Consider the following 25,115-nt stretch of genomic DNA (forward strand, 5'->3'; position numbering starts at 1 on the left):
TACACTACGGCTCCCCCGGGACCCACCCAAGGCGCGCCCGGCCGGACCGCGCTCGATACTGTGGGGCCGTGATCAAGCATGTGCGGGCCGCGGTCGGGGCGGTCGCCCTGTGGTTCACCCCGGCACGGGTGCGGGCCGAGGGGACGACGCCCGACTACCGCTTCTCGCTCGCCAACGAGCGGACCTTCCTCGCGTGGCTGCGCACCGCGCTCGCACTGGTGGGCGGCGGCTTCGCGGTCGACCAGTTCCTCCGGGACCTGCGCCGGCCGGTCCGGGTGACACTCGCGGTGGTGCTGGTGGTCGGCGGCGCGATGTGCGCGGTCCGCGCGGTGAACCACTGGGTGCGCTGCGAGCGGGCGATGCGACGCGGGGAGGATCTGCCCGTGTCCCGCTTCCCCGCCGTGCTGGCGGTGCTGGTGGCCCTGATGGCGGTGGCGATGCTGCTCACGGCGACGCTGGGGTGGGCGGGCTGATGACCGCCCCGGGCGGGGACACACCGCGGGACCCGGGCCTGCAACCGGAGCGGACCCGGCTGGCCTGGCGGCGCACCACGCTGGCCTTCTCGGTCGCGGCACTGCTGGCGGGACGCGAGGCGGTGCTGCGCGGGGTGTCGCCGGCCGGGTTGCTGGGGCTCTCGCTGTGCGCGCTGGTGTGGCTCGCGTTCACCGTCACCACCCACCGGCGGATCACCGCCCTGGGCTCGGCACGGCCCGCCGTGATGACGTCCAGGACGGCGGCCTGGGCGGTGCTGTACGTACTGGTCCTGGCCGCCGCGGGAGCGCTGCTGGTCTTCCTCGGGCCCCGCTGAGGGCCGGCCACGGAGGCGAAGTCCGGAGGCGCCCCGCGAGGGGCCGACGCTTGAAGTCGTCAAGCTAATGATTTACCATCTCAAGCTTTTGAGTACACTCGAAGACATGAGCGCCCCGACCGCCGCGACGACCGCGCAGCCCACCAAGATCGAGCTGCTGGAACTGCTCGCCGCCATCGGCACCGCGCAGTGGCAGGACTTCGCCGCCGCGGCCGCCCGGCACGGGCTGACTTCCATGCAGGCCAAGGTGCTCGCCCAGCTGGGCGGCCCGGTGCCCATGCGGGGCCTCGCCGAGCGGCTGGTGTGCGATGCGTCCAACGTCACCGGCATCGTCGACCGCCTCGAGGCGCACGGCTTCGTCCGCCGCGAGGTGAGCGCCACCGACCGCCGGGTCAAGAACGTCGTCGCCACCGGCCTCGGGCGTGAGACGATCCGCCGCGTCCGCGACGAGATGCAGGCCACCCATGGGGCGCTGGACAGCCTGGACGAGACGGAGCAGGCGGCCCTGTACACGCTGCTGGAGCGGCTCCGCCCGGTCATGGAGGCCCGCGGCAAGGACCGCTAGCGCGAAGGCCGGCCCGGCAGGGCGCGGGAACCGGAGCGCCGGCGGGAGCGGGACGTCGGCCGCGACGGCGACCGGCCGCGCAGCGGGGCGACGAGGGCGCGGACCTCGCGGTCCGCGAAACCGGGTTCCCGCGCGATCACCCGCACCAGCTCCTCGCGCACCGGCCGTCCGCGCCCCGCCCGGACCAGTGCCAGCGACTCGGCCAGCGCCGCGGGGAGGTCCGGGCCGTGCCAGGGCTCCGCGGCGTACGCGTCGAACCAGCGCGGCGGCGGGAAGGACGGCTGCAGCTTGGCCTGCTCGTTCCCGAAGTACGACCACACCCACGGGTGCAGGGACACCCCGACGACGTGCCCGGCCGGCAGGGCGCGGGCCCAGCCGCCCGTCGTGTGCTGCTGCCAGCGCCAGGTGTGGGGGCTGGTCCGCCGGCGGGCCGTCACTCCGACGAAGCGCAGTTTGCGGCGGATCACCGGCCACGGCTCGCGGCTCTCGCGCACCCATGCGGCGAGGGCGGCGAACAGCGTGTCATAGGTGCCGCCCTCGGAGACCAGGTCGACCAGGGCCACCGGGCGGCTACGACGGGCCAGGGCGTGCGGCGCGAGCCCGGCCGCGGCGAGGTGCTCGCGCAGCCGGGCGGTGTGGGCGGGCTCCGGCTCCGGGCGCAGGCGCAGCGACAGCGGCAGGCGCAGCAGGCCGCCCTCCCGGGACGAGCCCTCGAAGGCACCGGTCAGAAGGTCGTACATGCTGTCCAGGGAGCGTCCGACGAAGCAGAGGTCGGCGCCGCCCGAGCGGGCGAGCACCAACCCCGTGCACGCGGTCAGTTCGGGCAGGTACCACAGGTCTGGGCGCGCGGCGCCCTCGGTCAGGGTGCCGAGCCGGTCCGGCGGCGCACCGCCGCGGGCACGCGTCAGCGCCCAGCGGTACGGCTGGGGAGGCGGGGCGTCCGGCGCGGCGGTCATGACCCCCAGTGCACCACCCCAACTCCGCAGCGGTCACCTGGATTTCGGTCCGCCGAAACGTTCCGCTCGACGTGTCTCGAACATAGAGTCGCCCTGGGTGCCACGCGGCACCCGGCGGGGTGAGGGAAAGGGCACACGGCGGTGAGGTGCGAGCGATGTTCCTGATCACCGGGATCCCCGCGTCGGGGAAGTCGACCGTGGCGCAGGCGCTGGCCGAGCGGCTGCCCCGCTCGGCGCACGTCCGGGGCGACACGTTCCGGCGGATGATCGTCGGCGGGCGGGCCGAGGCACTGCCCGGCGACGGCTCGGGGGACGTCGCGGGCCTGACCGAGGAGGCTCTGCGGCAACTGCGGCTCCGGCACACCCTGGCGGCGGCCAGCGCGGACGCGTACGCGGCGTCCGGGTTCACCCCCGTTCTGCAGGACGTCATCCTCGGCGACGAACTGCCGCGCACGATCGCCCTGTTGCGCACCCGACCGCTGCACGTCGTGGTCCTCGTCCCCTCCCCGGAGACGATCGCCGCCCGCGAGGCGGGCCGGACCAAGCGGGCCTACGGCGCGTGGACCCCCGCCGACCTCGACCGGGCTCTGCGCGCGGGCACCCCGCGGATCGGCCTCTGGCTGGACACCTCCCGCCAGACCCCGCAGGAGACCGTGGACGTGATTCTCCGCCACGCCGGCCCCACCGGCTGACCCCGTGACCCCCGCCCCCGCACCCGGTACGGCGCGGCCGCACGGCAGGGGGGTCAGGGGGCCAGGACGTCCAGTTCGCGCAGCGCGCCGACGCAGATCTCGCGCATCAGGCGCTCCGCGGCCTCCGCGTCGCGGGCACGGACGGCCTCGGCGACGCGGACGTGGAGGGTGACCGCCTCCGGGTCGGGGGCGCTGAACATGACGTGGTGCTCGGTGCGCCCGGTGAGCACCTCCGCGACGACGTCGCCGAGGCGGGCGAACATCTCGTTGCCGGACGCGGCGAGCATCACGCGGTGGAAGGCCACGTCGTGCACCAGGTACTCGTCGAGGTCGGCGGCCCGTCCGGCCGCGGCCATCTCGGCGGCGAGGACGGTCAGTTCGCGGCACTGCCCGGGGGTCGCGGCGGCCGCCGCCAGACCGGCGGCGACGGGCTCGACCGCGGTGCGGAGCATGGTGAGCGAGCGCAGCTGCCGGGGCCGGTCCGCGCCGGCGAGCCGCCAGCGGATGACGGCCGGGTCGAAGACGTTCCACTCCTCGGTGCGGCGCACCGTGATGCCGACCCGGCGCCGCGACTCGACGAGGTGCATGGCCTCCAGGACGCGTACGGCCTCGCGGACGACGGTGCGCGAGACACCGTACTGCCGCTCCAGCTCGTCGATGCGCAGCACGGTGCCGGGCGGGTGCGCGCCCGAGGCGATGGCGGGGCCGAGTTCCGCCAAGACACGGGCGTGCAGGCCGCCGTGCTCTCCCTGCCGATCCATGGGCGACAGCCTATGCGGGAACGGCCTCGTATGACGATTTGATTTCGAACCCTTGAATAAGTAGTACCTATGGCGTTTCCTGGGGCGGTCACGCGGACGAGGAGGTACCTGTGATGACCGAGGCAGGCCAGGAAGGCCCGCATCTCCCCCTGGTGGTGGTGATGGGCGTCTCCGGCTCGGGCAAGTCCACCGTCGGGGGGCTGCTCGCCGAGCGGCTGGGCGTTCCGTACGCCGAGGCGGACGACTTCCACCCGCCCGCCAACATCGCCAAGATGTCGGCCGGGCACCCGCTGGACGACGAGGACCGCGCGCCCTGGCTGGACGCCATCGCGGCGTGGATCGTCGGGCGCGGCGACCGCGGCGGCGTGGTCAGCTGCTCGGCGCTGCGGCGCCGTTACCGCGACCGGCTGCGCCGGGACACCCCCGGGCTGTTCTTCGTCCACCTCCACGGCTCCGAGGAACTGATCGCCACGCGCCTGGCGGTGCGGATGCAGCACTTCATGCCCGCGGGCCTGCTGCACTCCCAGTTCGAGGCGCTCGAAGCGCTGGAGCCCGACGAGGCCGGCGCGGTCGTGCCGATCGACGGCAGCCCCCAGCAGATCGCCGAGCGCGCCCTGGGCGCGCTCCCCCACTGAGCCCCCTTCCCCCTTCCCTCCCCCCCCACGGAGTAGAACGTGTCTGCACTCAGCGCCGAGTTGCTGGCCGCGGCCCCGGCGGCGACGGAACCGATCACCAGCGCGGGCGACACCCAGCTCGCCCTCGCCGCGCTCGCCGGCATCGCGGTGATCGTCCTGCTGATCACCCGCTGGAAGATGCACGCCTTCCTCGCCCTCACCATCGGCACCGGAGTCCTCGGTGCCGTCGCGGGCGCCCCCCTCGCCAAGACCATCGCCAGTTTCACCACCGGCCTCGGCGCGACCGTCGCGAGTGTGGGCGTCCTCATCGCGCTCGGCGCGATCCTCGGCAAGCTCCTCGCCGACTCCGGCGGCGCCGACCAGATCGTCGACACGATCCTCGCCAGGACGAGCGAACGCCGGCTGCCGTGGGCGATGGCGCTCATCGCGGGCCTGATCGGGCTGCCGCTCTTCTTCGAGGTCGGCATCGTGCTGCTGATCCCGGTCGTGCTGCTGGTGGCCCGGCGCGGCAACCACTCGCTGATCCGGATCGGCGTCCCGGCGCTGGCCGGTCTGTCCGTGATGCACGGCCTGGTGCCGCCGCACCCCGGCCCGCTCGCCGCGATCGACTCCATCCACGCGGACCTGGGCACCACTCTCGCGCTCGGCGTGCTCGTCGCCCTGCCCACCGTGGCGATAGCCGGCCCGCTCTTCGGGCGGTTCGCCGACCGCTGGGTGAAGGTCACCCCGCCCGACCACCTCACCCCCACCCGGGCCTCGGACGACCTGGAGAAGCGTCCGGGCTTCACCCCCACCGTGGCCACGATGCTGCTGCCGGTGGTGCTGATGCTCGGCAAGGCGCTGGTGGACGTCCTCGTCGACGACCAGGGCGGCCTGGTCTTCCGGATCTTCGACGTCATCGGCTCGCCGCTGGTCGCCCTGTTGTCCGCCGTGGTCCTGGGCATGTTCACCCTGGGACGGGCGGCCGGCTTCACCAAGGAGCGGATCTCCACGACGGTGGAGAGGTCGCTCGGCCCGATCGCCGCCATCCTGCTGATCGTCGGCGCGGGCGGCGGCTTCAAGCAGACCCTCATCGACGCCGGCATCGGCAACATGATCCTGAACTGGTCGGACGGCTGGAACATCTCGCCGCTGCTGCTGGCCTGGCTGATCGCCGTCCTCATCCGGGTCGCGACCGGCTCCGCCACCGTGGCCACCATCTCCGCCGCGGGTCTGGTCGCGCCGCTGGCCGAGGGCATGACCTCGACGCACGCCGCGCTGCTGGTGCTCGCCGTCGGCGCCGGCTCGCTGTTCTTCTCGCACGTCAACGACGCGGGCTTCTGGCTGGTGAAGGAGTACTTCGGGATGAACGTCCCGCAGACCCTGAAGTCCTGGTCCGCCATGGAGACCGTGATCTCCGTCGTCGGGATCGTCTTCGTCCTGCTGCTCTCGCTCGTCTTGTAGGCGACGCCCCCGCGTCGCCGCGCGTACGCCCTTTCCTGGTACGTTCCATGCGTCTGACCAGGGAAGGGCGTCGAAATGTCACAGCTGCACACCGAGCACCCGTTCGCCGAGGAAGTGGCTCCCGGGGTCCACGCCTACGTCCAGCCGGACGGAGGCTGGTGCCTCAACAACGCGGGCTGGGTGACCGACGGGAACACGACGCTGCTGATCGACACCGCCGCCACCGAGCGCCGGGCCCTGATGCTGCGCGACGCGCTCGTCGCCTCCGGCGCGCCGATGCCCGCGCACGTGGTCAACACCCACCACCACGGTGACCACACCTACGGCAACAGCGTCTTCGCGGAGGAGGCCCGGATCATCGGGCACTCCGCGTGCGTCTCCGAGCAGGTCGCGGCCGGCCACCAGCTGCACGCGATCTGGCCGGACGTGGAGTACGGCGAGGTGCCGGTGATCCCGGCGACGGTCACCTACGAGGACCGGCTGACCCTCCACGTCGGCGAGGAGGAGGTGCAGCTCCTGCACCCCGGGGTGGCCCACACCCTCGGCGACACGATCGTCTGGCTCCCGGGGCGCAAGGTCGTCTTCACCGGCGACCTGGTCTTCAACGGAGGCGCGCCGTTCGTCCCCATGGGCTCGCTCGAAGGCTCGTTGCGCGCCCTGGAGGTGTTGCGCTCGCTCGACGCCGAGGTCGTCGTACCCGGGCACGGCGGCATCTGCGACCCCTCGGTGTACGCCACCGTCGAGGGCTACCTGCGGTTCGTGGCCGAGCTGGCGGCCGAGGGCCACAAGGCGGGTCGGACGCCGATGGAGGTGGCGCGGGCGGCCGACCTCGGCGAGTTCGCTGCGCTGCGCGAGCCGGAGCGGCTGGTCGCCAATCTGCACCGCGCGTACGCGGAACTGGACGGCCTGCCGCTCGGCTCGCCGCTGGACCTGCCGCCCGTGATCACCGACATGGCCGTGCTGAACGGCGGCCGGATCCCGGAGTGCCTGGCCTGAGGCCGGCCCGGGTCACCAGCGACGGGTGACCCAGCCGGGCTCGGCCTTGCGCATGGCGGCGGCGTCGTCGCGCACGTGGAAGGTGCCGTCGTCCTCCAGCCAGCGCCGGTGCAGCACGTCCAGTGCCGTACGGTCCAGCTCGACCCCGAGGCCGGGGGCGTCGGAGACGGGCAGCCGCCCGCCGCGGAACTCGTGGCGGCGGGTGATGACGTCCTCGGTCTGCCAGGGGTAGTGCGAATCGCAGGCGTGGTGCAGGCCGGGCACGGTGGCGGCGACATGGGTCATGGCGGCCAGGCTGATGCCCAGGTGGGTGTTGGAGTGCATCGACAGGCCGACGCCGAAGGTCCGGCAGATCGCGGCCAGTTCGCGGGTGTTACGCAGCCCGCCCCAGTAGTGGTGGTCGGAGAGCACGATCTGGACCGCGTCCTTGGCGAAGGCCTCGGCGATCTCGGGGAAGGTCGTCACGCACATGTTGGTGGCGAGCGGAACGTCGGTGCCGGCGGACACCTCGGCCATCGCGGCGGTGCCCGCGGCCGGGTCCTCCAGGTACTCCAGGACGTCGCCGAGCTCGCGCGCCACGTGCAGCGAGGTCTCCACCGACCAGGCGCCGTTGGGGTCCAGCCGCAGCGCCTGCTCGGGGAACGACTCGGCCAGGGCGCGTACGGCGGCGATCTCCTCCTCCGGCGCGAACACCCCGCCCTTCAGCTTGAACGAGGTGAAGCCGTGCTCGCGCACCAGCCTGCGGGCCTGCGCGACCACCCCGGCCGGGTCCAGCGCGGCGCCCCAGTCGTCCCTGGGCCCCTGGCCTCCGGGGTGCTCCGCCCAGCGGTAGAAGAGGTAGGCGCTGTAGTCGACCGTGTCGCGGACCTTCCCGCCGAGCAGGGCGTGCACGGGCAGCCCGAGCGCCTTGCCGAGGGCGTCCAGGCAGGCCACCTCGAAGGCCGAGACCACCGAGAGCAACAGCTTGTCGGCGGTCTGGACGCCGCGCAGGCCACCGGCGTCCACCGCGTCGGAGGTCTCCTCGGGGGGCGCGCACACCAGCGTCGCGAGGGACGGCAGATTGTTCAGGTCGTCGACCCGGCAGCCGGGCAGGGCCTCCGCCAGCGGTCGCGCGAGTTCCAGGTAGCGGGTGTCGCCGTAGGTCTCCCCGACGCCGCTCACGCCGCCCGCGGTGGTCACCTCGACGATCAGGCGCGGGGTGTAGGGCTGGTGCACGCCTTGGGTGTTGAGCAGCGGCGGGTCGGAGATGAGGACGGGGGTGAGGCGCACCCCGGTGATCGTCAGGTCCCTCTGCGGTGTCACTGCACGCCACCCCTCGGTTCATGTATGTGAATTCCGTACGTCCACCAGAACGCGACCTTAGGTGGCGTCCGGATGCCCGTCAAGAACGCGCAGGTCGGCGGCGCCACGCCGGTCCACCGGGTGGCGCCGGGACCCAGCCGGTAAGCGGCTCCAAGGCCGCGCGCCAGGTGGGCGGCAGATCGGCGACACCGGTGCGGGCGGCGATGGCACAGGTGGTTGCGCCGATGCGGCGCAGGACGTCGTGCATGGAGGGGCCGTACTCGCGGTACGGATCGGCGGCGTAGGCCCCGGCGAGGCCGGCCGCGAGGGCGTCCTGCCGGACGGATACGCCGTTCGCCGCGAGGTGCCCGAAGGGCGCCAGGGCCTGGGCGGTGTCGTCGGTCCAGTACCAGGGAACGTCCCCGGGGGTGATCCGGTGCGCGATGGCGCCTTCCCGTTCCTCGCGCGAGGTGAAGAACCAGCGATCGCCGAAGGCGCCGCCATGCGCCGGTCCGTACAGCGAGTCGAGGGCGGCGGGCGGGATCATGGCGTCAGTCTCGCAGCGGCGGGAAGGCCGGACACCCGCCTTTCGCTCGGGCGGACCGCAGGCGGACTGGACGACATACCGACTGGTCGGCATGATAGCCGGGACACTCATGACAGCGGCGAGGAGCAGGGATGAGCGGGACGGAGAACCCACCGGGACTCGATCTGGAGCGGTTGCGGCGGCACCTCGACGCCGAGCGGCCCGGGCTGGTGGCGGGCCCGATCCACGGCGGGCTCATCGAGGGCGGCCGGTCGAACCTGACCTACGCGGTGACCGACGGCGTCTCCCGCTGGGTCGTCCGGCGCCCCCCGCTCGGCCACGTCCTGGCGACGGCGCACGACATGACCCGCGAGCACCGTGTCATCAGCGCCCTGCGCGACACCCCCGTCCCCGTCCCGGGAGCCGTGCTGCTCTGCGAGGACCCCGAAGTCGTCGGCGCGCCCTTCTACGTGATGGACTTCGTCGAGGGCACGCCCTACCGCACCGAGCGACAGCTCGCGGCGCTCGGGCCGGAGCGCACCCGGGCCATCGTGCTGCGCCTGCTGGACACCCTGGTCGCGCTGCACACCGTGGACCCGAGAGCGGTGGGACTGGACGACTTCGGCCGGCCCGACGGCTTCCTGGAGCGGCAGTTGCGCCGCTGGGGCAAGCAGCTCGACGCCTCGCGCAGCCGCGAGCTGGCGGGCATCGACGAACTCGCGGCGCTGCTCGGCACCCGCCTGCCCGCCTCCGCGCCCGCGGCGGTCGTGCACGGCGACTACCGGCTCGACAACGTTCTCGTCGGCGCCGACGACACCGTCCGGGCCATCCTCGACTGGGAGATGTCCACGCTCGGCGACCCCCTCACCGATCTCGGGCTGCTGCTCATGTACAGCGAGCTGCGCCCCACTCCGGGCACCCCCGTCTCCGTCACCGGGGGCGCGCCCGGCCACCCCTCCCCCGCCGAGCTGATCGAGCGCTACGCGGCCGGCTCCGGCCGCGACGTGTCCTCGGTCGCCTGGTACACCGCCTTCGCCTACTTCAAGCTCGCGGTGATCCTCGAGGGCATCCACTACCGCTACACCCTCGGCCAGACCCTCGGCGCCGGCTTCGACCGGATCGGCGCCCTGGTCCCGGCCTTCATCGACAACGGCCTGCGGACGCTTCAGGAAGGCTGAGCCATGGATTTCGCGTACGACGCCAGGACCGAGGAACTGCGCGAGCGGCTGCTCGCGTTCATGGACGAGCACGTGTACCCCGCGGAACCGGTCTTCCGCCGGCAGCGGGAGGAGGCCGAGGGCGAGGCCGTGTGGTCCGCGCCGCCGGTCGTGGAGGAACTGAAGGCCAAGGCGCGCGAACTCGGCCTGTGGAACCTCTTCCTCCCCGGCGAGCGGGGCGCCGGGCTCACCAACCTCCAGTACGCGCCGCTGGCCGAGATCACCGGCCGCAGCCCGCACCTGGCACCGCCGGCCCTCAACTGCGCCGCGCCGGACACCGGCAACATGGAGGTGCTGGACGAGTTCGGCAGCGAGGAGCAGCGCAAGACCTGGCTGGAGCCACTGCTCGCGGGCGAGATCCGCTCGGCGTTCGCTATGACCGAGCCCGACGTCGCCTCCTCGGACGCGACCAACATCGAGACGCGGATCGAGCGGGTCGGCGACGAGTACGTCATCAACGGCCGCAAGTGGTATATCTCCGGCGCGATGAACCCGCGGTGCCGGATCTTCATCGTCATGGGCAAGACCGACCCGGCCGCGGAACGGCACCGCCGGCAGAGCATGATCCTGGTGCCGCGTGGCACCCCCGGCCTCGAAGTGCGCCGCGGCATGCGGGTGTTCGGCTACGACGACGGGGACCACGGCGGCCACGCCGAGGTCGTCTTCCACGACGTGCGGGTCCCCGCGGAGAACCTGATCGGCGAGGAGGGCGGCGGCTTCGCCATCGCCCAGGCACGGCTGGGACCGGGCCGCATCCACCACTGCATGCGGCTGATCGGCATGGCCGAGCGGGCGGTGGAGCTGATGTGCCGGCGCGCCACGGGCCGGGTCGCCTTCGGCAAGCCGCTGGCGGCGCAGGGTGTCGTGCAGCAGTGGATCGCCGAGGCCCGGGTGGAGATCGAGCAGCTGCGGCTGCTGGTCCTCAAGACCGCCTGGCTGATGGACACCGTCGGCAACCGCGGTGCCCACACCGAGATCCAGGCCATCAAGATCGCCACCCCGGAGAAGGTCGGGCTGATCCTCGACCGCGCCATCCAGCTGCACGGCGCGGGCGGCGTCAGCCAGGACTTCCCGCTGGCGGAGCTGTACGCGGCGGCCCGCACGCTGCGGCTGGCCGACGGACCCGACGAGGTCCACAAGCGCTCCCTGGCGCGCCGTGAACTGAAGCGGTACGCCCGGGAGGGCTGACCCACGGGGGCACGCGGCGCCTTTCCGGTTCGTGTCCGGGGCGGCGCCGCGGTGCGCGCCCGGTGCGGGCCCGACGCGCGCACCGATGCACCGATGCACCGATGCACCGATGCACCGATGGTGCGTGCACGGTCAGCACGCCTCGCGATGGTGTTCCCGCCGCCGGGCCACGGGGCCCGGCCACGAGCCGGAAGGCACGCGATGAGCACGCCGACGGGCAGGTCCGCGCCGGTGACCGCCGGATCTCCGGGGACCCGCCGCGCCGTGACGCCGCGACCGGCCGAGGACGGCGCCCAGGTCGCCGTCCGGGTACCTGGGCGGCTCCCCCTCCGCCACCGCTTCCGCGAGCGGCGGCACCCACCCGCGGCGCCCCGCCGGGCCGGGTCCGCGGGCGAGGGCCGGCGCCGGCGCGCCGGGCGCCGCGCGGTCAGCGGGGCACGACCACCACGCGGCCGGTCGTCGTACCGTCGGCGACGCGCTGGACGGCGTCGGCGGCGTCCTCCAGTGCGACGCGCTCGCTGACGAGGGGCTTGATCGCGCCCTCCGCGGCGAGACGGGTGAGCTCCTCGTGGCAGCCGCGCACGGCGGCCGGGTCATGGGTGTTGTACAGGCCCCAGTGCAGGCCCACGATGGAGTAGTTCTTGACCAGGGCGTGGTTGAGACCGGGGCTTGGGATCGTCCCGCTGGTGAAGCCCACGACCAGGATGCGGCCCTCGAAGGCGACGCACTTGGTGGACCGGGTGTAGGCCTCCCCGCCCACCGGGTCGTACACGACGTCGGCGCCGCGGCCGCCGGTGGCCTCCTTGACGGCGGCCACGAAGTCCTCGGAGGTCCGGTCGACGACGACGTCGGCGCCCAGTTCCCGCGCCGTCCTCGCCTTCCCGGGTCCGCCGGCCACGCCGATCACCGTGGCGCCCGCCGCCTTGCCGAGCTGGACGGCGGCGCTGCCGACTCCGCCCGCCGCGGCGTGCACGAGCAGGGTCTCGCCCGCCCGGAGCCCCGCCCGCCGGTGCAGCCCGAACCAGCCGGTCTGATAGCCGATGTGGAGGGCGGCAGCCTCGGCGTCGTCCAGCGCGGGGGGCGCGGGCAGCACGCTCGCGGCGGGGACGACGGCCAGCTCGGCGAAGGCCCCGCCGGGCAGCGCGGCCGGGCCGATGACCCGGTCGCCGACGAAGTGCCCGGTGACGCCCTCGCCGACCGCGAGGACCTCGCCGCAGAACTCGACGCCCGGTGTGAACGGCAGCGGCGGCCGCACCTGGTAGTGCCCCCGGCACAGCAGCCCGTCGGGGAAGTTGACGTTCGCGGCGCGGACCTTCAGGAGCAGTTCACCGGGGCCGGGCTGCGGGTCGGGGACCTCGTCCAGGCGCATCGCCTCGCGCGGCTCCCCGTTCTCGTGCACACGCCATGCCTTCATGCGGTCTGCTCCCGGTTCGGTTCAGGGCTGCCGCACGGAGTGCAGCAGCATGTCTGCGAAGTCGGCGGCGACCTGGCCGGCGGACAGCGGCCCGTCCTCCCGGTACCAGGTGCCGAGGTGGTGCACGGCTCCGAAGAAGAAGTCGACGACGAGATCCGGCCGGACCTCCCGCCGGAACACGCCCTCGCGCTGCCCCTCCTCGACCAGTGCGCGGAACTTCTCGTGGTAGCGGCGGCGGTCGGCCCGCACGGCCTTCTGCTTCTCCGGGCTGAGCTGGTGCATCGACCGGAAGAAGATCTTGGTGTCGTCCAGGTTGTCGATGCTGGTGACGACGACGTCGGCGGCGGCTTCGACCAGGCGGTCCGCCACCGGCGACGTCTCCTTGCCGGCGATCGCCTCCAGGCGCTCCATCTGCAGCCGCAGCACGCGCCCGTAGATCTCGTGCAGCAGGTCGTCCTTGCTGCCGAAGTAGTGGTAGAGCGCGCCCTTGGTGACCCCGGCGGCCTCCACGATCTCCTGCACCGACGTCCGGTCGTATCCGCGCTCGGCGAAGAGGCGGGTGGCCTCGGCGAGCAGCCGCTGGGGTACCGCGGGCGCGGTCGCCTTGGGTGGGGTGGTGCTCCGTGCCATGGCCTGCCCTCTCTCCGAACCGGTGCGCCCGGACAGCATACCGACCGGTATGTGACTCGATCCCTCCGTGCGCGCGGCTCCCTGCGGAGGATCTTGCCGCTCGGCGTCCTGGGCGGCTCGGACAGGACTTCGATCAGCAGGGCTCGCTCTCGTACGGGCTCACGCGCCGCGCCCCTCCTCCAGCTTCCGTTGCAGTCGGTTCATGCCGTCGATCCAGCGGTCGGTGTCCCCGGCGCGGGCGGTGTAGTAGGCGCCCGTCCCGGAGTGCGGAAGGATCAGGAAACGCTCCTCGGCGATGCCCTGGAACACGGCCTCGGCGACATCCTCCGGCTCGATGGCGGTGGGGGCGAGCACCAGGTCGCCCGCGGGCCCGGCCGCGCGCAGCATGTCGGTGCGCACGCCCTCCGGGCAGACGGCGTGGACGCGCACGCCCCGGTGGCGGTAGGTGACGGCGAGCCACTCGGCGAAGGCCAGGGCTCCGTGCTTGGTGACCGAGTAGGGGGCGTCGCCGACCATGGTCAGCAGCCCGGCGGCGGAGACGGTGGCGACGAAGCGGCCCTCGCCGCGCTCCAGCCACTCCGGGAGCAGCGCGCGGGCGGCGCGCACGTGGGCCATGACGTTGACGTCCCAGACCATTTCCCAGACGGCGTCGTCGGCCTCTGCCCCGGCCATGCTGCCGGTGCCGGCGTTGGCACAGAACACGTCGATGCCGCCGCCGAGCGCGGCACGGGCCGGCTCGACGACCGCCGAGGCGTCGCCGGGGACGCAGATGCCGCCGATCTCGTCAGCGACGGCCTTGGCGGCGTCCTCGTTCAGGTCGTTGACGACGACGCGCGCGCCTTGTGCCGCGAATCTCCGGGCCAGCGCCGCCCCGATCCCGCCGCCGGCACCGGTGACGACCACCCGGGCATCGCGCCGCGCTTCCATCGCGTCTCCTTCGACTGGGAACAGCTCCGAGGGCATACTAAGCGGTCGGTCAGAGCTTGGGAAGGGCGCTCCGGAGGCGATGGAATTCCCCTCGCGCGGTGTATGGCCGCACCCGCGCCGGATTGGGATGATGCGACCGCATCGGTCCGGGCGAGTCAGGGGGACGGTCATGCCGGGGATGAGTGTCGAACCGTACTGGGAGATGACCTTCGACGCGGACGGCGACCCCGACCGGGCGCAACGCCACCGGCTCGCCGCGGGTGTCGGCGCGAAGGGCGTCACCGACCTGCTGGTCTTCTCGCACGGCTGGAACAGCGACCGATCCGGCGCGACCGCCCTGTACGACCGGTTCCTCGCCCCCGTCCCCGGGCTGCTGGCCGGCCGCGCCCGGCCCGGTACGGTCATGGGCTACGTGGGCGTGCTGTGGCCCTCCATGCGCTTCTCGGACGAGCCGATCCCCGACTTCGACGCCCTGCTGCCCGGCCCCGAGCCACTGCGGCCCGAGCCGGCGCTGGACGCGGCCACCCGTGACGCGCTCGTGGCGGTCTTCCCCGGGCACGAGGACGAGATCCGCCGGATCGCCGAGCTGCTGGAGGAACGCCCGGACGGCGAGGAGCCGTTCGCGGAGTTCGCCGCCCTGGTGCGGCGGCTGACCGGGGTGCCGGCGGAGGCCGTGGCGGGGCTGTGCGCGGAGGACACCTCGGACGCGGCGCCGGGTGCGGATCCGGCCGTCCTGTGCGGCGACCCCGTGGCCGCCTGTGAGGAGTACGCGGCGGCCCTGGAGGACGGCGCCGCCGGGCTGCCGCTGGCGGGCGGGGGCTGGACACGGCTGTGGAACGGCGCCAAGGAGATGCTGCGCCAGGCGACGTACTACGCGATGAAGCGGCGGGCCGGGACGGTCGGCGAGCGCGGACTCGGCCCGCTCCTCGGCCGGCTCGCGCGCGCCCACCCCTCGCTCTCCGTCCATCTGGTCGGGCACAGCTTCGGCGGCCGGCTGGTCTCCTACGCGCTGCGCGGACTGCCCGACGGGGTGCGCGCGGTGAGATCCGTGACCCTGCTCCAGGGCGCCTTCTCGCACTACGCGTTCGCGTCCCGGCTGCCCCATGACGGGGCGCACGGCGGCGCGCTGAGCACCGCCCGGCTCAAGGTCGCGGGCCCGGTGGTCGCCTGCTACTCCCGCCACGACATGGCGCTCGGCACGATGTACCCGATCGCGTCCCGGCTGGCGGGCGACGACCGCGGGTTCGGGCCCGGCCAGGGCGACCGCTGGGGCGCGATGGGCCACGACGGCATCAAGGCGGTCGACGAGACCATGGACATGCCGCTGGCCGAGGCGCTGCGCGGGGCGTTCCCGCGGGCCGGGTGCGTCAGCGTGGACGCCTCGGCCGTGGTGTGCCACGGGGGTCCGCCCTCCGGGGCGCACAGCGACATCTGCCACCCCGAGCTGGCGCGGATCGTGTTGCGCGCGGGCCGGCTCCTGGCCTGAGGCCGTGGGCCGGCCACCGGCCCGCGCGGGCCGTGCACGACGGGTCAGCGGTGGGCGGGGAACTCCACGACCTGTTGGTAGGTCGGGCGGTTCTGCCAGCTGATCTTGCCGTGCTTGATGCCGCCGAGGGTGCGGTGGATGACCGTGTCGGCGCACCACTGGTCTCCGGCCGAGCAGTTCTCGTCACCCGGGTACACCTGGGCGGCGGTCCTCGCGGCGGCCTGCTTGAGGGTGCCGGTCAGCACGTTTCGGCAGGCCGCGAGCTCGCCGCCGCCGCAGTAGGTACGGGCCAGGCCGCCCTGCACGGGTTCGCCGAGCACCGCCCGTATGTCCTTGTCGACATAGGACCACCAGCCGTACTGGAAGGAGCTGCCGGCGTGCGAGCCGGTCGGGCCGTGCCCGGCCGAGGGCGCCTCGTCCACGGTGAGGTTGGCGGTCAGCGCCGCGTACAGCTCGCTCCCCAGGCCCGGTTCGAACTCGGCCTGGACCAGCAGCGGCCACCACGCGTCCATGATCCGCACCGCGTCCGCGTTGGCGTAGGCGTGCGAACCCGGCGAGGTCTCCCGGCGCTTGGCACCGGCGGCCACCCAGTCGGAGAGCTTGGTGACGGCCGCGGACACCGCGGGGTCGGAGATGGTCCCGCTGCGCAGCACCTTGAGCAGGCCGGGCAGCACGTCCTCACCGCGCAGGTCGGTCAGGGCCGCGTCGGCCATCGCCTTGGTGAGCTGGGCCCGGGTGACGCCGCCCGCCGCGACCAGCTTCTTCACCCGGTCGTCCAGGAGGTCGCCGCGGTGCACCGAGCCGTTGCCGAACCCGGCCGCGTCGTAGTCCTTGGCCTGCCGGTTGTTCCAGGAGACGTAGTAGTCCTGGCCGACGGACTGCGGGTGCTCCGAGGCGGGCGTGTAGTCGGCGGTGTTGTGGGCGGGGTCGAAACCGCGCCACTCGTAGGCGGGCTCGGCCCATACCGGGAAGGTCGGGTCGACGTCGGCGGCGCGCACCGGGTTGGCGCCGCTGTTGAAGTAGGCGGCCTGCCGGGAGTCGGCGTAGAACCAGTTGAAGGTGTAGTTGATGTGCTGGACGGCCTGCTGGAAGGAGGCCGCGTCGGTGACGGCGGCCGGGTCGTTGAGCATCTGGAAGCCGACGACCGAGTCGGCCTCGTGCATGTAGGAACTGCGCAGCGACACGTAGGCGACCTTCTGGCCATCGATCGTGGCGCGGTGCGTCACCGGTCCGTACCTGGTGCGGTAGATCTGCATCCGGTAGGAGCCGGCCGCGGTGCCGTCGGCGGTGGTGGGCTGCCAGGAGTTGCTGCGCTCCAGCTTCTCCATGGCCGTGCAGGTGCCGCGGTAGAGGTAGTGGACGTCGTCCTGGCAGAGTTCCACGGTGTAGGTGTCGGTGATGTCCTGGGCCGAGGTGGTCGCGCTCCACGCGTAGTCCTGGCCACGCCCCAGCTCCACGTACATGCTCAAGCCCGCGAAGGACGCGCCGCGGGCGCTGATTCCGGGGCCCTGGATCTCCTGGAGCATCAGCAGCTGTGGCGCGAAATAGCCGGTCTGCGGGCCGAAGACGGCGATCGGGTGCCCGCTCGCGGTGTGCGCGCCGCTGACCAGCAGCGCGTTGGACATGCCCCGGGTGTTCGCGGAGAGCGCGCTCGTGGTGGCGCTCTTCGACGCCGCGGACGCCTCCGCGGTGCCCGCGCTGCCGGTGCGGTCGTGGACCAGCGGCTCCACCGTCACGCTCCCGGCGTCGGGCAGAGCCCTCCCCTGGGGGTTCTCCGGCCGGACGGCGTACGGGAAGCTCTCGCCGTCGTGCACGGTCAGGACCGCCTCGGGGTCGTCGCGCTCCCGGAAGGACTCCCAGACCCTGGTGCCCTCGGTGACCCCGTATTTCTGCTGGGCGGCCAGCAGGGACAGGGCGTTGGACACCTCGCCGCCGCCTCCGGTGCCGAACAGCGCGCCGATCACGGAGGCCAGGGCGATCAGGTCGGTGGGCTTGAACTTCTCGATGGTGCCGGCGTTGGTGATGGCGTCCTTGTGGCCGGTCAGCACGTACTCACCGGGGAAGTAGCGGCCGCTGTCGGAGGCGGCGATGTAGGCGTTGATCCCGTCGACGTAGGCGCCCACGTCGGCCAGCGCCTGCCGGCCGCGCTCCCCGTTCTGCGCGGCGATCCAGTCGATCTGGGCCTGCAGGTCCTCCTCCGTGTACGGTGCGGCGCGATAGAACTCCTGTTCCAGCCCCTGGTTGGCGGGGGCGCCGCCGGCGAACGAGGTCAGCCGGCCGCGGCCCACGTGCCGGAACAGGTCCATCAGCCAGAGGCGGTCCTGCGCCGCGGCGTAGCCGGCGCCGAACTCGGTCCCGTACCGGGTCGTGCCGGCGATGTGCGGCACCCCGGTCTTCTTGTCGCGGGTGATCGTCACGTCGCTGCGGGGCGAGACCGTCGAGGCGACCTGCCCGGACGGGACGCCGAAGGAGGCGTCGTTGAAGAAGTCGTTGATCGTGGCGTCGGTGAGGTTCTGGTACCCGCCGGCCAGGTTCGCGTACGGCCCGAGCTGGTCCTCCGCGTGCTCGGGCTGGGTGCCGAAGATCTGGTTCAGCAGGATCTGGGCGAGGGTGGCGTTGCCGTTCTCGCCCGGCGGCAGGATGTCCGAGCACCGCCCCTGGCAGTAGTCGGTGGCGGGGGCGGCGTGCGCCGCCATGGGCAGCGGCGCGACGAGGCTCGCGCCCAGGGCGATGACCGCCGCCGCGGCGGTCGTTCTGAATCTTGTTCTGAACCTGTCAAATCTGGATCGCATGACGACTCCTCCCGAAGCGCGGTGTGACGCAGGTTACTTCGAAATATGACCGCCGAGTAAGGTGAACATGCGTCACGTTTCAGCTACGCCATCCCGGCTGGAACCCGCCACCCCGGGGACGGATCCGGAACGCCGTCCGTTACGTCCATTCGAAAGCGATGCGACACCGACGACGGAGGTGGCACACCATGGCCGGATTCCGGAGCCTCGCCAGACAGGTGCGCGATCCCCGGCGCTCCCCCACCCAGCGCCGCACCTACCTGCGCAGGTGCCTGGAGCGCTTCGCGCCCTACGGGCACCGCGCGACCTGGGACCACCTGTGCACGGGCGCGGGGATCGCGCCCGACGACCGCGAGCCGGACCCGGTCCGGCTCGTCACGGCGCTCGCGGAACTGGAGGAGGCGCGGGCGGTCTGGCTCACCTATGAGCGGGAGTTCGCGGCGCGCCGCAAGGAGGAGAAGTTCTACGGCATCCGGCAGCCCGGCGCGCTCGACGACTGGCACCGGCGCACGTGGGGCGGCAACGGTGTCGCCTGGTGCGAGAACCCCCGCATCCACCCGGACGACCGGCTGGCGGACGTACTGCGGCGCATCATCGCGGCGATCGACGCGGGGCCGGGGGCGGGGTGCCCGGTCTGCGGCGAGGAGCGGCTGCGGTGGCGGAACGGGCTCAACCACTACCCCGGGGCGGGGCCCGTGTGCGGGCGGTGCGGGATCGTGGTGCCGGTGCCGGTTCTCTGCGAGGCCGCCCTGGCGGAGGCGCGCGGCGCACTCGTCCCCTCGGGGTGAGCCTGCGGGCGGTGTCCGCGCTTGCGGCCCGTTGCCGTGTGCGGACGCGTAGTGGTTGATGTTGTGGTTCTCCCCGTCCTCCCGCCCGATTGCCCGGCGCGGTCAGTGACCGCCTCGCACGGTCGTCGCGGGGTCGGTGCCGCGCCGGGGCACTCCCCCAGCCTTCGGCCGGGGTGCCCCGACCTCGGGGCTCGCGGTTCGCGTCCACGTCATTCGGCGCCGGGTTCCCCGCTCGTCCCCTGCGAGGGCACTCCGCGACACTCCTTCGCCGGTAGGAGGTGAGTAGGGCACTTGCGGCAGCCCGGACCGCCTTCTGACCCTCCACCGGCCGTTGGTCGCGGAACCGTCGGAGGGGGCGGGGGAGGTGGGGGCACCCCCGGCCGAAGCTGGGGGTGGGTGGGCGTTCCGGACGCTGACGTGTATGTGTTGTGCGGCACAGACGGCACAACAAGTGCGGCCCGCCATGCACATATGGGGTCCGGAACGCCGCGCAGCCCCGGCGGCCCCTACCCCGGCCCACCCACACGCACGCGCAAGCCCCGCACCAACCGCGCCGGGCGATCGGAGGGCGGGGGAGAAACCCGCACCGCGACCACAACGGCGCCGCACACGACGACCGGCCGCACACACGTACCCCGCGGTACTGACACCCATGGCGCCGTGGTGCGACGATGCCACCCCAGGCAACCACCTCGCGCGGACAGGACGGGACCGGCACATGGCGGAGTTGCACGATCTGACGGCGCTGGAGCAGGGGAAGGCGATCAGGGCCGGGGAGGTCTCCCCTACGGAGCTCGCCGAGCACTATCTGGACCGCGTCGACCGGCACAACGACACCCTCGGGGCGTTCATCACCGTCACCCCGGAGATCGCCCGCAAGCAGGCCGCCGACGCGGAGTCGGAGGCACTCGCGGCGCGCCGCGGGGACCGGCAGGGGGAGCTGTCGGCCCTGCACGGCGTCCCGGTGCCCGTGAAGGACCTCAACTTCGTGGCCGGCGTGCGCTGCACCCTGGGCTCGCAGGCGTACGCCGACCACGTGCCGGACGTCGACGACCACGTCGCCGCCAGACTGCGCGCGGCCGGCACGGTCCTGCTGGGCAAGACCAACACCCCGGAGTTCGGGCTGCCCTGCTACACCGAGAACAAGCTGGCCCCGCCCGCCCGCACCCCGTGGGACCTGGAGCGGTCCGCCGGCGGCTCCAGCGGCGGCGCGGCGGCCGCGGTCGCCGGGGGGCTGGCCCCCCTCGCGCAGGGCAGCGACGGCGGCGGTTCGATCCGCATCCCCTCCTCCGTCTGCGGCCTGTTCGGCATCAAGCCGAGCCGCGGAAGGGTGAGCGCGGGCCCGGTGCAGCACGACGTGAGCGGCCTGAGCGGCAGCGGCCCGATCGCCCGTACGGTCGCGGACGCGGCGGCCCTGCTCGACGTGTTGGCGGGCCCGATGCCGGGCGACCCGTACAGCGCCCCCTCACTGCCGCCGGGTGAGACCTTCTCCTCGTACGTCTCCCGCGAGCCGGGAAGCCTGCGTGTGGTCGGGCTGCCCCGACCGCCCGTGCCCGGGGTCGAACTGCACCCGGACTGCCGTGCCGCGTACGACGGCACCGCGGACCTGCTGCGTGAACTGGGCCACCAGGTGGACGAGGTGGACCTGCCCGTCGACGGCGCGATCCTGGACGCCTTCACCCGGGTGTGGGGCGTGATGGCCACCATCTACCCGGTGGCGCCGGAGCAGGAGGAGCTGCTGATGCCGCTCACGCGGCACCTGCGCGCCGAGGGCGGCAAGGTGAGCGGCCCCGGCTTCGCGGCGTCGCTGTACGCGTTCCGGGCGCTGGGGCAGCTGATCGCGGACGCGCTGCTCTCCTCGTACGACCTGGTACTGACCCCGACGCTGGCCCAGCCCCCGGCGTTCGTCGGGAGCGCGGGCCTGCGCGACGACGATGACCCGGCCGCGGAGTTCGCGGGGCTGGCCGGCTACACGCCGTTCACGCCGATCTTCAACGCCACGGGCCAGCCGGCGGTGAGCGTGCCGCTGCACTGGACGGAGGAGGGGCTGCCGATCGGTGTGATGTTCGGCGGCCGCTACGGGGACGAGGCCACGCTCATCTCGCTGTCGGCGCAGTTGGAGTCGGCCCGGCCGTGGGCCGGCCGCAGGCCCGCGATCTGGTAGCCGGGGCGGGGCGCGGCGGGGCTGGCCGACGGTCGGTTCGCGGTGCTCCCCCCGGGATCCTGACCGGATCTACGGGAGCTCGGCGAGCCGCTTGCGATGCGGGACGCTCGTGCGCCACAGCCGTACACAGGAGACGAGCGCGGCGGCGACCAGCAGCGCGTTGCGGACGGCGACGATGACGGCGCCCTGCCAGGTGACGGCCGTGACGTCCGCGAAGAAGAGCGGGTAGTCGACCGTGGTGACGGCGGTGGCGAGCAGCACCAGCGCGGCGACCGGCCGCTGGGTGGTCTGCCGCATGGTCAGGCAGACCGCGCCGAGGCCGATCAGCCAGATCAGGTACTGCGGGCTGATGACCCTGCTGGTGACGGTGAAGAGGAGCACCGCGGTCAGCGCCGCGTCGTACGGTGTGGCCGGGGTCCAACGGGCCGCTTTCACACGCCACATCAGCAGCCACAGCAGGGCGGTCCCGGTGAGCAGCAGGGAGGCGGTGGTGATCTCGGCGACGTACGGGCCGGTGAACTCAAGCGACCCGTAGTGCGCGACCACCCGCCCCGGCCAGCCGAACATCTCGGCGACGTGCAGGAAGGTCCCGCCGAGGGACTCGATCTCGACCCCGCGGTGGTGCTGGGCGGACAGGAAACCGAGTGCGCCGCGGAACACGGTGCACAGCACCAGCAGCAGCCCCCCGGCGGAGACGGCGAGCGCGGTCCAGGTCTGCCGGGTGGTCCGGCCGCGCGGGGTGCCGAGCACCGTCAGCACGGGCCAGAGTTTGATCAGGGCGGCGAGCCCGGCGAGCGCGCCGCCGAGCCGCGGCCGTGCGGGCAGCGCGAGCAGCGCGCCGACGGCGACGACGGTGACCATCAGGTCGTACCGGGCGTAGGGCAGGTGCATCAGCAGCGGCAGGGCGAGCGCCCACAGCCACGCACCGGCCGTGCTGCGTCCGGGCCGGCCGGTCCCGGCCCGCAGGAGGAGGAGCAGGACGACGGCGTCGGCGGCGAGCGACAGCAGGACGAAGCCCTGGAAGTAGCTGAGCCCGGGCAGCACCGCCGGTACGAGCATCACCAGCGCGGCGCCCGGCGGGTACTGCCAGGTCACGTCGCCGACGGGGAAGGTCCCGTGCGCGAAGCCCTCGCTCCACTGGCGGTAGAGGAAGTGCACCTCGCGGGCGATGTCGCCCTGCCCGCTGCGCAGCAGGGCCAGCATGACCACCCGGCTGGCGAGCCAGTAGACGGCGAGGGCGAGCCAGGTCTGTGGCCAGGTCGCGGGACGCAGCAGGACGGTGCGGGTGGCCGCCGGGGAGGGGGTGCCGCCGCCGTTCCGGACCTCCAGCGTGTGCCAGTCGGGCGGGCTGGTCTCCGTGGGGGCCTCGGCCACTTCCGTCTCCTCCACCAGCGCGAACAGGGGCATACGGAGATGAAAGATAGTCACAAACCGGACTTGCGGCCGTTGATACGCGCCGGTTGCGGGGCGTTGACAGGGGTCGTCCGCGAAGACCATGCTGAGCAAGCGCTTGGACAGTACGGGAGGCATGACATGGGACAGCCCAGGATCTTCACCTCGGTCGGCGAACTGAAGGCCGCCATCGGGGAGGACCTCGGCACGACCGGCTGGCTGGAGGTCGACCAGAAGCGGATCGACCTGTTCGCGGACGCCACCGGGGACCACCAGTGGATCCACGTGGATCCGGAGAAGGCGGCCCAGGGCCCCTTCGGCACCACCATCGCGCACGGCTACCTGACGCTGTCGCTGATCCCGTCCTTCACCCCGGAACTGCTGCGGGTCGAGGGCGTGAAGATGGGCGTCAACTACGGGGTCAACAAGGTCCGTTTCCCCTCCCCCGTGCCGGTCGGCTCCCGCCTGCGGGCCACCGGCCGGATCGCCGAGGTGAGCGAGGTGCCCGGCGGCGCCCAGCTCGTCGTGGCGATCACCGTGGAGCGGGAGGGCGGCGACAAGCCGGTGTGCGTGGCCGAGACGGTCGTCCGCTTCTACCTCTGACGAGGCGCGTACCCGACCATGCGCAGGGCGAGATCGGCGTACAGCGCGCCGATCTCGTCCGGCGTCCGGCGCCCGCCGGGGTTGAACCAGCGGGCCACGTCGATGCAGAGCGAGAGCAGCGCGACGGTGGTCCCGGAGACGTCCGGCACGTCGAACTCCCCTGCCCGCACGCCGTCGTGGATCACCGAGCGGACCGCGGCCTCGCTCTCCCGGCGCAGCTCCACCACCTCGCCGTAGTGCTCGGGGCCGAGCGCGCCGAGCTCGTACTGCACGACGCGGCCCGTGGTGTGGTGCTCCGCGTGCCAGCGGACGAAGGAGCGCACGGCCGCGGCCAGGCGGTCGGCGGGGCCACCCGCGCCGTTCGCGGCGTCCTGGAGCAGCCCGAGGGAGAGCCGGTGCCCCACCACGCTGATCTGGTAGAGCAGCTCCTCCTTGGTCTTGTAGTGGATGTAGAGCGCCGCGGGGCTCATGCCGGCCCGGCCCGCGATGTCGCGCGTGGTCGTCGCGTGGTAGCCGCGTTCCGCGAACGCCTCGACCGCGGCGATCACCAGCCGCCTGGCGGCGTCGGGGGTGATGCCGCTCCACGCCTCGGTCCGCTCCGACTGCTCCGCCTCCACGTCCATGGCGGACACCCTACATGGATGCTGAGCAAGCGCTTAGATACCGAGCGGTCGGTCGGCGCCGGCCGGCGCCGTCAGAAGGCGGCGATCCCCGTCAGCTCCCGGCCGATCAGCAGTTTCTGGATCTGGCTGGTCCCCTCGTAGAGGGTCATCACGCGGGCGTCCCGCAGCAGCTTGCCCACCGGGTACTCGTCGATGTAGCCGTAGCCGCCGAAGACCTGCAGCGCGTTGCTTGCGCAGCGCACCGCCGCCTCACTGGCGAAGAGCTTCGCCTTGGACGACTCCGCCGCGAAGGGCAGGCCGCGGTCGATGAGGTCGGCGACCCGCCAGGTCAGCAGCCGGGCCGCGTCGACGTCCAGCGCGATGTCCGCGAGCAGCTCCTGCACCAGCTGGTGCGCGGCGATCGGCCTGCCGAACTGCTCGCGCTCCTTGGCGTAGCCCACGGCGGCGTCCAGGGCCGCCTGCGCGATGCCGACGCACCCGGCGGCGACCGACATGCGGCCCTTGGCCAGGGCGGACATCGCCACCGAGAAGCCCTTGCCCTCGGGCCCGAGCATCGACGAGGCCGGCACGCGCACGTCCTCCAGCACGAGCTCCGCCGTGGCCTGTCCGCGCAGCCCCAGCTTCCCGTGCACCTCGTGCCGGGTGAGGCCGGGGGTGCCGGTGGGCACGAGGAAGGCGCTGACGCCCTTGTGGCCGGGGACGTCGTTGGTGCGGGCGAAGAGCAGGACGACGTCCGCCCAGGTGCCGTTCGTGATGAACATCTTGGCGCCGTTGATCACGTAGTCACCGCCCTCGCGCCGGGCACGCGTGGTCAGGTTGCCGGCGTCCGACCCGGTGCCGGGCTCGGTCAGCCCGAAGCAGCCCACCGTCTCGCCGGAGGCCAGCCGGGGCAGCCACTGCCGCTTCTGCTCCCGCGTCCCCCAGTGGGCGACGGACTTCGCCACCAGCCCGAGCGATACGGAGACGATGCCGCGCACCGAGGAGTCGCCGCGGCCCAGTTCCTCGGTGACCAGGCAGTACGCCAGGTGGTCGCCGCCCGAGCCGCCGTATTCCTCCGGGATGGTCAGCCCCAGGAACCCCACGGCGCCCAGCTTCTTGACGATGCCCCGGTCCACGCTCTCGGCCCGGTCCCACGCGGCCGCGTGGGGCGCGATCTCGCGCTCGGTGAACTCGGCGGCCAGCGCGCGGACCGCGGCCTGCTCCTCGGACAGCTCAAGATTCACGGCGC

24 protein-coding genes are annotated in these 25,115 nt (G+C 73.1%); 13 read left to right on the forward strand and 11 right to left on the reverse strand.

Annotated elements, in window-relative coordinates:
• Positions 1-80 precede the first annotated feature (80 nt).
• From ACRWNP_RS20010 to ACRWNP_RS20020, 3 genes are all read left to right on the forward strand, one after another.
• On the forward strand, positions 81-473 hold the full coding sequence (locus ACRWNP_RS20010; protein ID WP_431963294.1) for a YidH family protein: 393 nt from the start codon (positions 81-83) through the stop codon (positions 471-473).
• Entirely contained in the window at positions 473-808 is a 336-nt protein-coding gene (locus ACRWNP_RS20015; protein ID WP_431963203.1) for a DUF202 domain-containing protein, read from the forward strand. Before ACRWNP_RS20010 ends, ACRWNP_RS20015 begins: the two co-directional genes overlap by 1 nt.
• Before the next feature lie 106 nt (positions 809-914).
• Positions 915-1,373: a MarR family winged helix-turn-helix transcriptional regulator gene (locus ACRWNP_RS20020; protein ID WP_431963205.1), complete on the forward strand. Its 459-nt coding sequence runs from the start codon at positions 915-917 to the stop codon at positions 1,371-1,373.
• Here the strand turns inward: ACRWNP_RS20020 and ACRWNP_RS20025 are convergent.
• The gene (locus tag ACRWNP_RS20025; RefSeq protein WP_431963207.1) at positions 1,370-2,329 is read right to left on the reverse strand and encodes a hypothetical protein; all 960 of its coding nucleotides are present in this window, start codon (positions 2,327-2,329) and stop codon (positions 1,370-1,372) included. The genes ACRWNP_RS20020 and ACRWNP_RS20025 overlap by 4 nt on opposite strands.
• Positions 2,330-2,484: 155 nt before the next feature.
• On the opposite strand from ACRWNP_RS20025, the gene ACRWNP_RS20030 reads away from it, so the two are divergent.
• On the forward strand, positions 2,485-3,021 hold the full coding sequence (locus ACRWNP_RS20030; protein ID WP_431963209.1) for an AAA family ATPase: 537 nt from the start codon (positions 2,485-2,487) through the stop codon (positions 3,019-3,021).
• Between the two features lie 53 nt (positions 3,022-3,074).
• On the opposite strand, the gene ACRWNP_RS20035 is transcribed toward ACRWNP_RS20030, so the two are convergent.
• On the reverse strand, positions 3,075-3,782 hold the full coding sequence (locus ACRWNP_RS20035) for a FadR/GntR family transcriptional regulator (protein ID WP_431963211.1): 708 nt from the start codon (positions 3,780-3,782) through the stop codon (positions 3,075-3,077).
• Between the two features lie 113 nt (positions 3,783-3,895).
• On the opposite strand from ACRWNP_RS20035, the gene ACRWNP_RS20040 reads away from it, so the two are divergent.
• The 3 genes from ACRWNP_RS20040 (at position 3,896) to ACRWNP_RS20050 (ending at position 6,856) form a co-directional block, all read left to right on the forward strand.
• On the forward strand, positions 3,896-4,417 hold the full coding sequence (locus tag ACRWNP_RS20040; protein ID WP_431963213.1) for a gluconokinase: 522 nt from the start codon (positions 3,896-3,898) through the stop codon (positions 4,415-4,417).
• 39 nt (positions 4,418-4,456) lie between these two features.
• Entirely contained in the window at positions 4,457-5,860 is a 1,404-nt protein-coding gene (locus ACRWNP_RS20045; protein WP_431963215.1) for a GntP family permease, read from the forward strand.
• A 75-nt stretch (positions 5,861-5,935) separates the two neighbouring features.
• Positions 5,936-6,856, forward strand: coding sequence for an MBL fold metallo-hydrolase (locus tag ACRWNP_RS20050; protein ID WP_431963217.1), 921 nt, complete (start codon positions 5,936-5,938; stop codon positions 6,854-6,856).
• 12 nt (positions 6,857-6,868) lie between these two features.
• On the opposite strand, the gene ACRWNP_RS20055 is transcribed toward ACRWNP_RS20050, so the two are convergent.
• Positions 6,869-8,158: a glucarate dehydratase family protein gene (locus ACRWNP_RS20055; RefSeq protein ID WP_431963219.1), complete on the reverse strand. Its 1,290-nt coding sequence runs from the start codon at positions 8,156-8,158 to the stop codon at positions 6,869-6,871.
• A gap of 79 nt (positions 8,159-8,237) precedes the next feature.
• Positions 8,238-8,684, reverse strand: coding sequence for an ADP-ribosylglycohydrolase family protein (locus tag ACRWNP_RS20060; RefSeq protein WP_431963221.1), 447 nt, complete (start codon positions 8,682-8,684; stop codon positions 8,238-8,240).
• A 131-nt stretch (positions 8,685-8,815) separates the two neighbouring features.
• Here ACRWNP_RS20060 and ACRWNP_RS20065 point away from each other — a divergent pair, with 131 nt between their 5' ends.
• Both ACRWNP_RS20065 and ACRWNP_RS20070 read left to right on the forward strand, forming a co-directional pair.
• Entirely contained in the window at positions 8,816-9,841 is a 1,026-nt protein-coding gene (locus ACRWNP_RS20065; protein ID WP_431963223.1) for a phosphotransferase family protein, read from the forward strand.
• Positions 9,842-9,844: 3 nt separating this feature from the next.
• Positions 9,845-11,068 carry an acyl-CoA dehydrogenase family protein gene (locus ACRWNP_RS20070; RefSeq protein ID WP_431963225.1) on the forward strand — a complete coding sequence of 408 codons (1,224 nt, stop codon included), beginning with the start codon at positions 9,845-9,847 and terminating at the stop codon, positions 11,066-11,068.
• Positions 11,069-11,495: 427 nt separating this feature from the next.
• Here the strand turns inward: ACRWNP_RS20070 and ACRWNP_RS20075 are convergent, their stop codons facing one another.
• The 3 genes from ACRWNP_RS20075 to ACRWNP_RS20085 all read right to left on the reverse strand — a co-directional run bounded on the left by ACRWNP_RS20075 (position 11,496) and on the right by ACRWNP_RS20085 (position 14,039).
• Entirely contained in the window at positions 11,496-12,482 is a 987-nt protein-coding gene (locus tag ACRWNP_RS20075) for an NADPH:quinone oxidoreductase family protein (protein WP_431963227.1), read from the reverse strand.
• Between the two features lie 21 nt (positions 12,483-12,503).
• Positions 12,504-13,112 carry a TetR/AcrR family transcriptional regulator gene (locus tag ACRWNP_RS20080; RefSeq protein WP_431963229.1) on the reverse strand — a complete coding sequence of 203 codons (609 nt, stop codon included), beginning with the start codon at positions 13,110-13,112 and terminating at the stop codon, positions 12,504-12,506.
• 159 nt (positions 13,113-13,271) lie between these two features.
• On the reverse strand, positions 13,272-14,039 hold the full coding sequence (locus ACRWNP_RS20085) for an SDR family oxidoreductase (RefSeq protein WP_431963231.1): 768 nt from the start codon (positions 14,037-14,039) through the stop codon (positions 13,272-13,274).
• 178 nt (positions 14,040-14,217) lie between these two features.
• Between ACRWNP_RS20085 and ACRWNP_RS20090 the strand changes: the two genes are divergently transcribed.
• Positions 14,218-15,525 (forward strand): serine-threonine protein kinase, encoded by a 1,308-nt coding sequence (locus tag ACRWNP_RS20090; protein WP_431963233.1) that lies wholly within the window; start codon positions 14,218-14,220, stop codon positions 15,523-15,525.
• Positions 15,526-15,569: 44 nt separating this feature from the next.
• On the opposite strand, the gene ACRWNP_RS20095 is transcribed toward ACRWNP_RS20090, so the two are convergent.
• Positions 15,570-18,317: a penicillin acylase family protein gene (locus ACRWNP_RS20095; protein WP_431963235.1), complete on the reverse strand. Its 2,748-nt coding sequence runs from the start codon at positions 18,315-18,317 to the stop codon at positions 15,570-15,572.
• Between the two features lie 188 nt (positions 18,318-18,505).
• On the opposite strand from ACRWNP_RS20095, the gene ACRWNP_RS20100 reads away from it, so the two are divergent.
• Entirely contained in the window at positions 18,506-19,105 is a 600-nt protein-coding gene (locus tag ACRWNP_RS20100; protein ID WP_431963237.1) for a hypothetical protein, read from the forward strand.
• Positions 19,106-19,823: 718 nt separating this feature from the next.
• On the forward strand, positions 19,824-21,269 hold the full coding sequence (locus tag ACRWNP_RS20105; RefSeq protein WP_431963239.1) for an amidase: 1,446 nt from the start codon (positions 19,824-19,826) through the stop codon (positions 21,267-21,269).
• 69 nt (positions 21,270-21,338) lie between these two features.
• On the opposite strand, the gene ACRWNP_RS20110 is transcribed toward ACRWNP_RS20105, so the two are convergent.
• The gene (locus ACRWNP_RS20110) at positions 21,339-22,676 is read right to left on the reverse strand and encodes a glycosyltransferase 87 family protein (RefSeq protein WP_431963241.1); all 1,338 of its coding nucleotides are present in this window, start codon (positions 22,674-22,676) and stop codon (positions 21,339-21,341) included.
• A 126-nt stretch (positions 22,677-22,802) separates the two neighbouring features.
• Here ACRWNP_RS20110 and ACRWNP_RS20115 point away from each other — a divergent pair, with 126 nt between their 5' ends.
• The gene (locus ACRWNP_RS20115) at positions 22,803-23,264 is read left to right on the forward strand and encodes a MaoC family dehydratase (protein WP_431963243.1); all 462 of its coding nucleotides are present in this window, start codon (positions 22,803-22,805) and stop codon (positions 23,262-23,264) included.
• On the opposite strand, the gene ACRWNP_RS20120 is transcribed toward ACRWNP_RS20115, so the two are convergent.
• Positions 23,255-23,887 carry a TetR/AcrR family transcriptional regulator gene (locus tag ACRWNP_RS20120; RefSeq protein WP_431963245.1) on the reverse strand — a complete coding sequence of 211 codons (633 nt, stop codon included), beginning with the start codon at positions 23,885-23,887 and terminating at the stop codon, positions 23,255-23,257. The genes ACRWNP_RS20115 and ACRWNP_RS20120 overlap by 10 nt on opposite strands.
• A 71-nt stretch (positions 23,888-23,958) precedes the next feature.
• Positions 23,959-25,110, reverse strand: a complete 1,152-nt coding sequence (locus ACRWNP_RS20125; protein ID WP_431963247.1) for an acyl-CoA dehydrogenase family protein — start codon at positions 25,108-25,110, stop codon at positions 23,959-23,961.
• Positions 25,111-25,115: the final 5 nt, after the last annotated feature.

It is taken from the genome of Actinacidiphila sp. bgisy160, assembly GCF_965342435.1.
Lineage (GTDB): Bacteria > Actinomycetota > Actinomycetes > Streptomycetales > Streptomycetaceae > Actinacidiphila.

What these genes read in the sequence shown, in the direction of transcription:
- ACRWNP_RS20015 (WP_431963203.1), top strand. Translation starts at nt 473, where the DNA reads ATGACCGCCCCGGGCGGGGACACACCGCGGGACCCGGGCCTGCAACCG.
- ACRWNP_RS20020 (WP_431963205.1), top strand. Translation starts at nt 915, where the DNA reads ATGAGCGCCCCGACCGCCGCGACGACCGCGCAGCCCACCAAGATCGAG.
- ACRWNP_RS20025 (WP_431963207.1), bottom strand. Translation starts at nt 2,329, where the DNA reads ATGACCGCCGCGCCGGACGCCCCGCCTCCCCAGCCGTACCGCTGGGCG.
- ACRWNP_RS20030 (WP_431963209.1), top strand. Translation starts at nt 2,485, where the DNA reads ATGTTCCTGATCACCGGGATCCCCGCGTCGGGGAAGTCGACCGTGGCG.
- ACRWNP_RS20035 (WP_431963211.1), bottom strand. Translation starts at nt 3,782, where the DNA reads ATGGATCGGCAGGGAGAGCACGGCGGCCTGCACGCCCGTGTCTTGGCG.
- ACRWNP_RS20040 (WP_431963213.1), top strand. Translation starts at nt 3,896, where the DNA reads ATGACCGAGGCAGGCCAGGAAGGCCCGCATCTCCCCCTGGTGGTGGTG.
- ACRWNP_RS20050 (WP_431963217.1), top strand. Translation starts at nt 5,936, where the DNA reads ATGTCACAGCTGCACACCGAGCACCCGTTCGCCGAGGAAGTGGCTCCC.
- ACRWNP_RS20060 (WP_431963221.1), bottom strand. Translation starts at nt 8,684, where the DNA reads ATGATCCCGCCCGCCGCCCTCGACTCGCTGTACGGACCGGCGCATGGC.
- ACRWNP_RS20065 (WP_431963223.1), top strand. Translation starts at nt 8,816, where the DNA reads ATGAGCGGGACGGAGAACCCACCGGGACTCGATCTGGAGCGGTTGCGG.
- ACRWNP_RS20070 (WP_431963225.1), top strand. Translation starts at nt 9,845, where the DNA reads ATGGATTTCGCGTACGACGCCAGGACCGAGGAACTGCGCGAGCGGCTG.
- ACRWNP_RS20075 (WP_431963227.1), bottom strand. Translation starts at nt 12,482, where the DNA reads ATGAAGGCATGGCGTGTGCACGAGAACGGGGAGCCGCGCGAGGCGATG.
- ACRWNP_RS20080 (WP_431963229.1), bottom strand. Translation starts at nt 13,112, where the DNA reads ATGGCACGGAGCACCACCCCACCCAAGGCGACCGCGCCCGCGGTACCC.
- ACRWNP_RS20085 (WP_431963231.1), bottom strand. Translation starts at nt 14,039, where the DNA reads ATGGAAGCGCGGCGCGATGCCCGGGTGGTCGTCACCGGTGCCGGCGGC.
- ACRWNP_RS20090 (WP_431963233.1), top strand. Translation starts at nt 14,218, where the DNA reads ATGAGTGTCGAACCGTACTGGGAGATGACCTTCGACGCGGACGGCGAC.
- ACRWNP_RS20095 (WP_431963235.1), bottom strand. Translation starts at nt 18,317, where the DNA reads ATGCGATCCAGATTTGACAGGTTCAGAACAAGATTCAGAACGACCGCC.
- ACRWNP_RS20100 (WP_431963237.1), top strand. Translation starts at nt 18,506, where the DNA reads ATGGCCGGATTCCGGAGCCTCGCCAGACAGGTGCGCGATCCCCGGCGC.
- ACRWNP_RS20105 (WP_431963239.1), top strand. Translation starts at nt 19,824, where the DNA reads ATGGCGGAGTTGCACGATCTGACGGCGCTGGAGCAGGGGAAGGCGATC.
- ACRWNP_RS20110 (WP_431963241.1), bottom strand. Translation starts at nt 22,676, where the DNA reads ATGCCCCTGTTCGCGCTGGTGGAGGAGACGGAAGTGGCCGAGGCCCCC.
- ACRWNP_RS20115 (WP_431963243.1), top strand. Translation starts at nt 22,803, where the DNA reads ATGGGACAGCCCAGGATCTTCACCTCGGTCGGCGAACTGAAGGCCGCC.
- ACRWNP_RS20120 (WP_431963245.1), bottom strand. Translation starts at nt 23,887, where the DNA reads ATGGACGTGGAGGCGGAGCAGTCGGAGCGGACCGAGGCGTGGAGCGGC.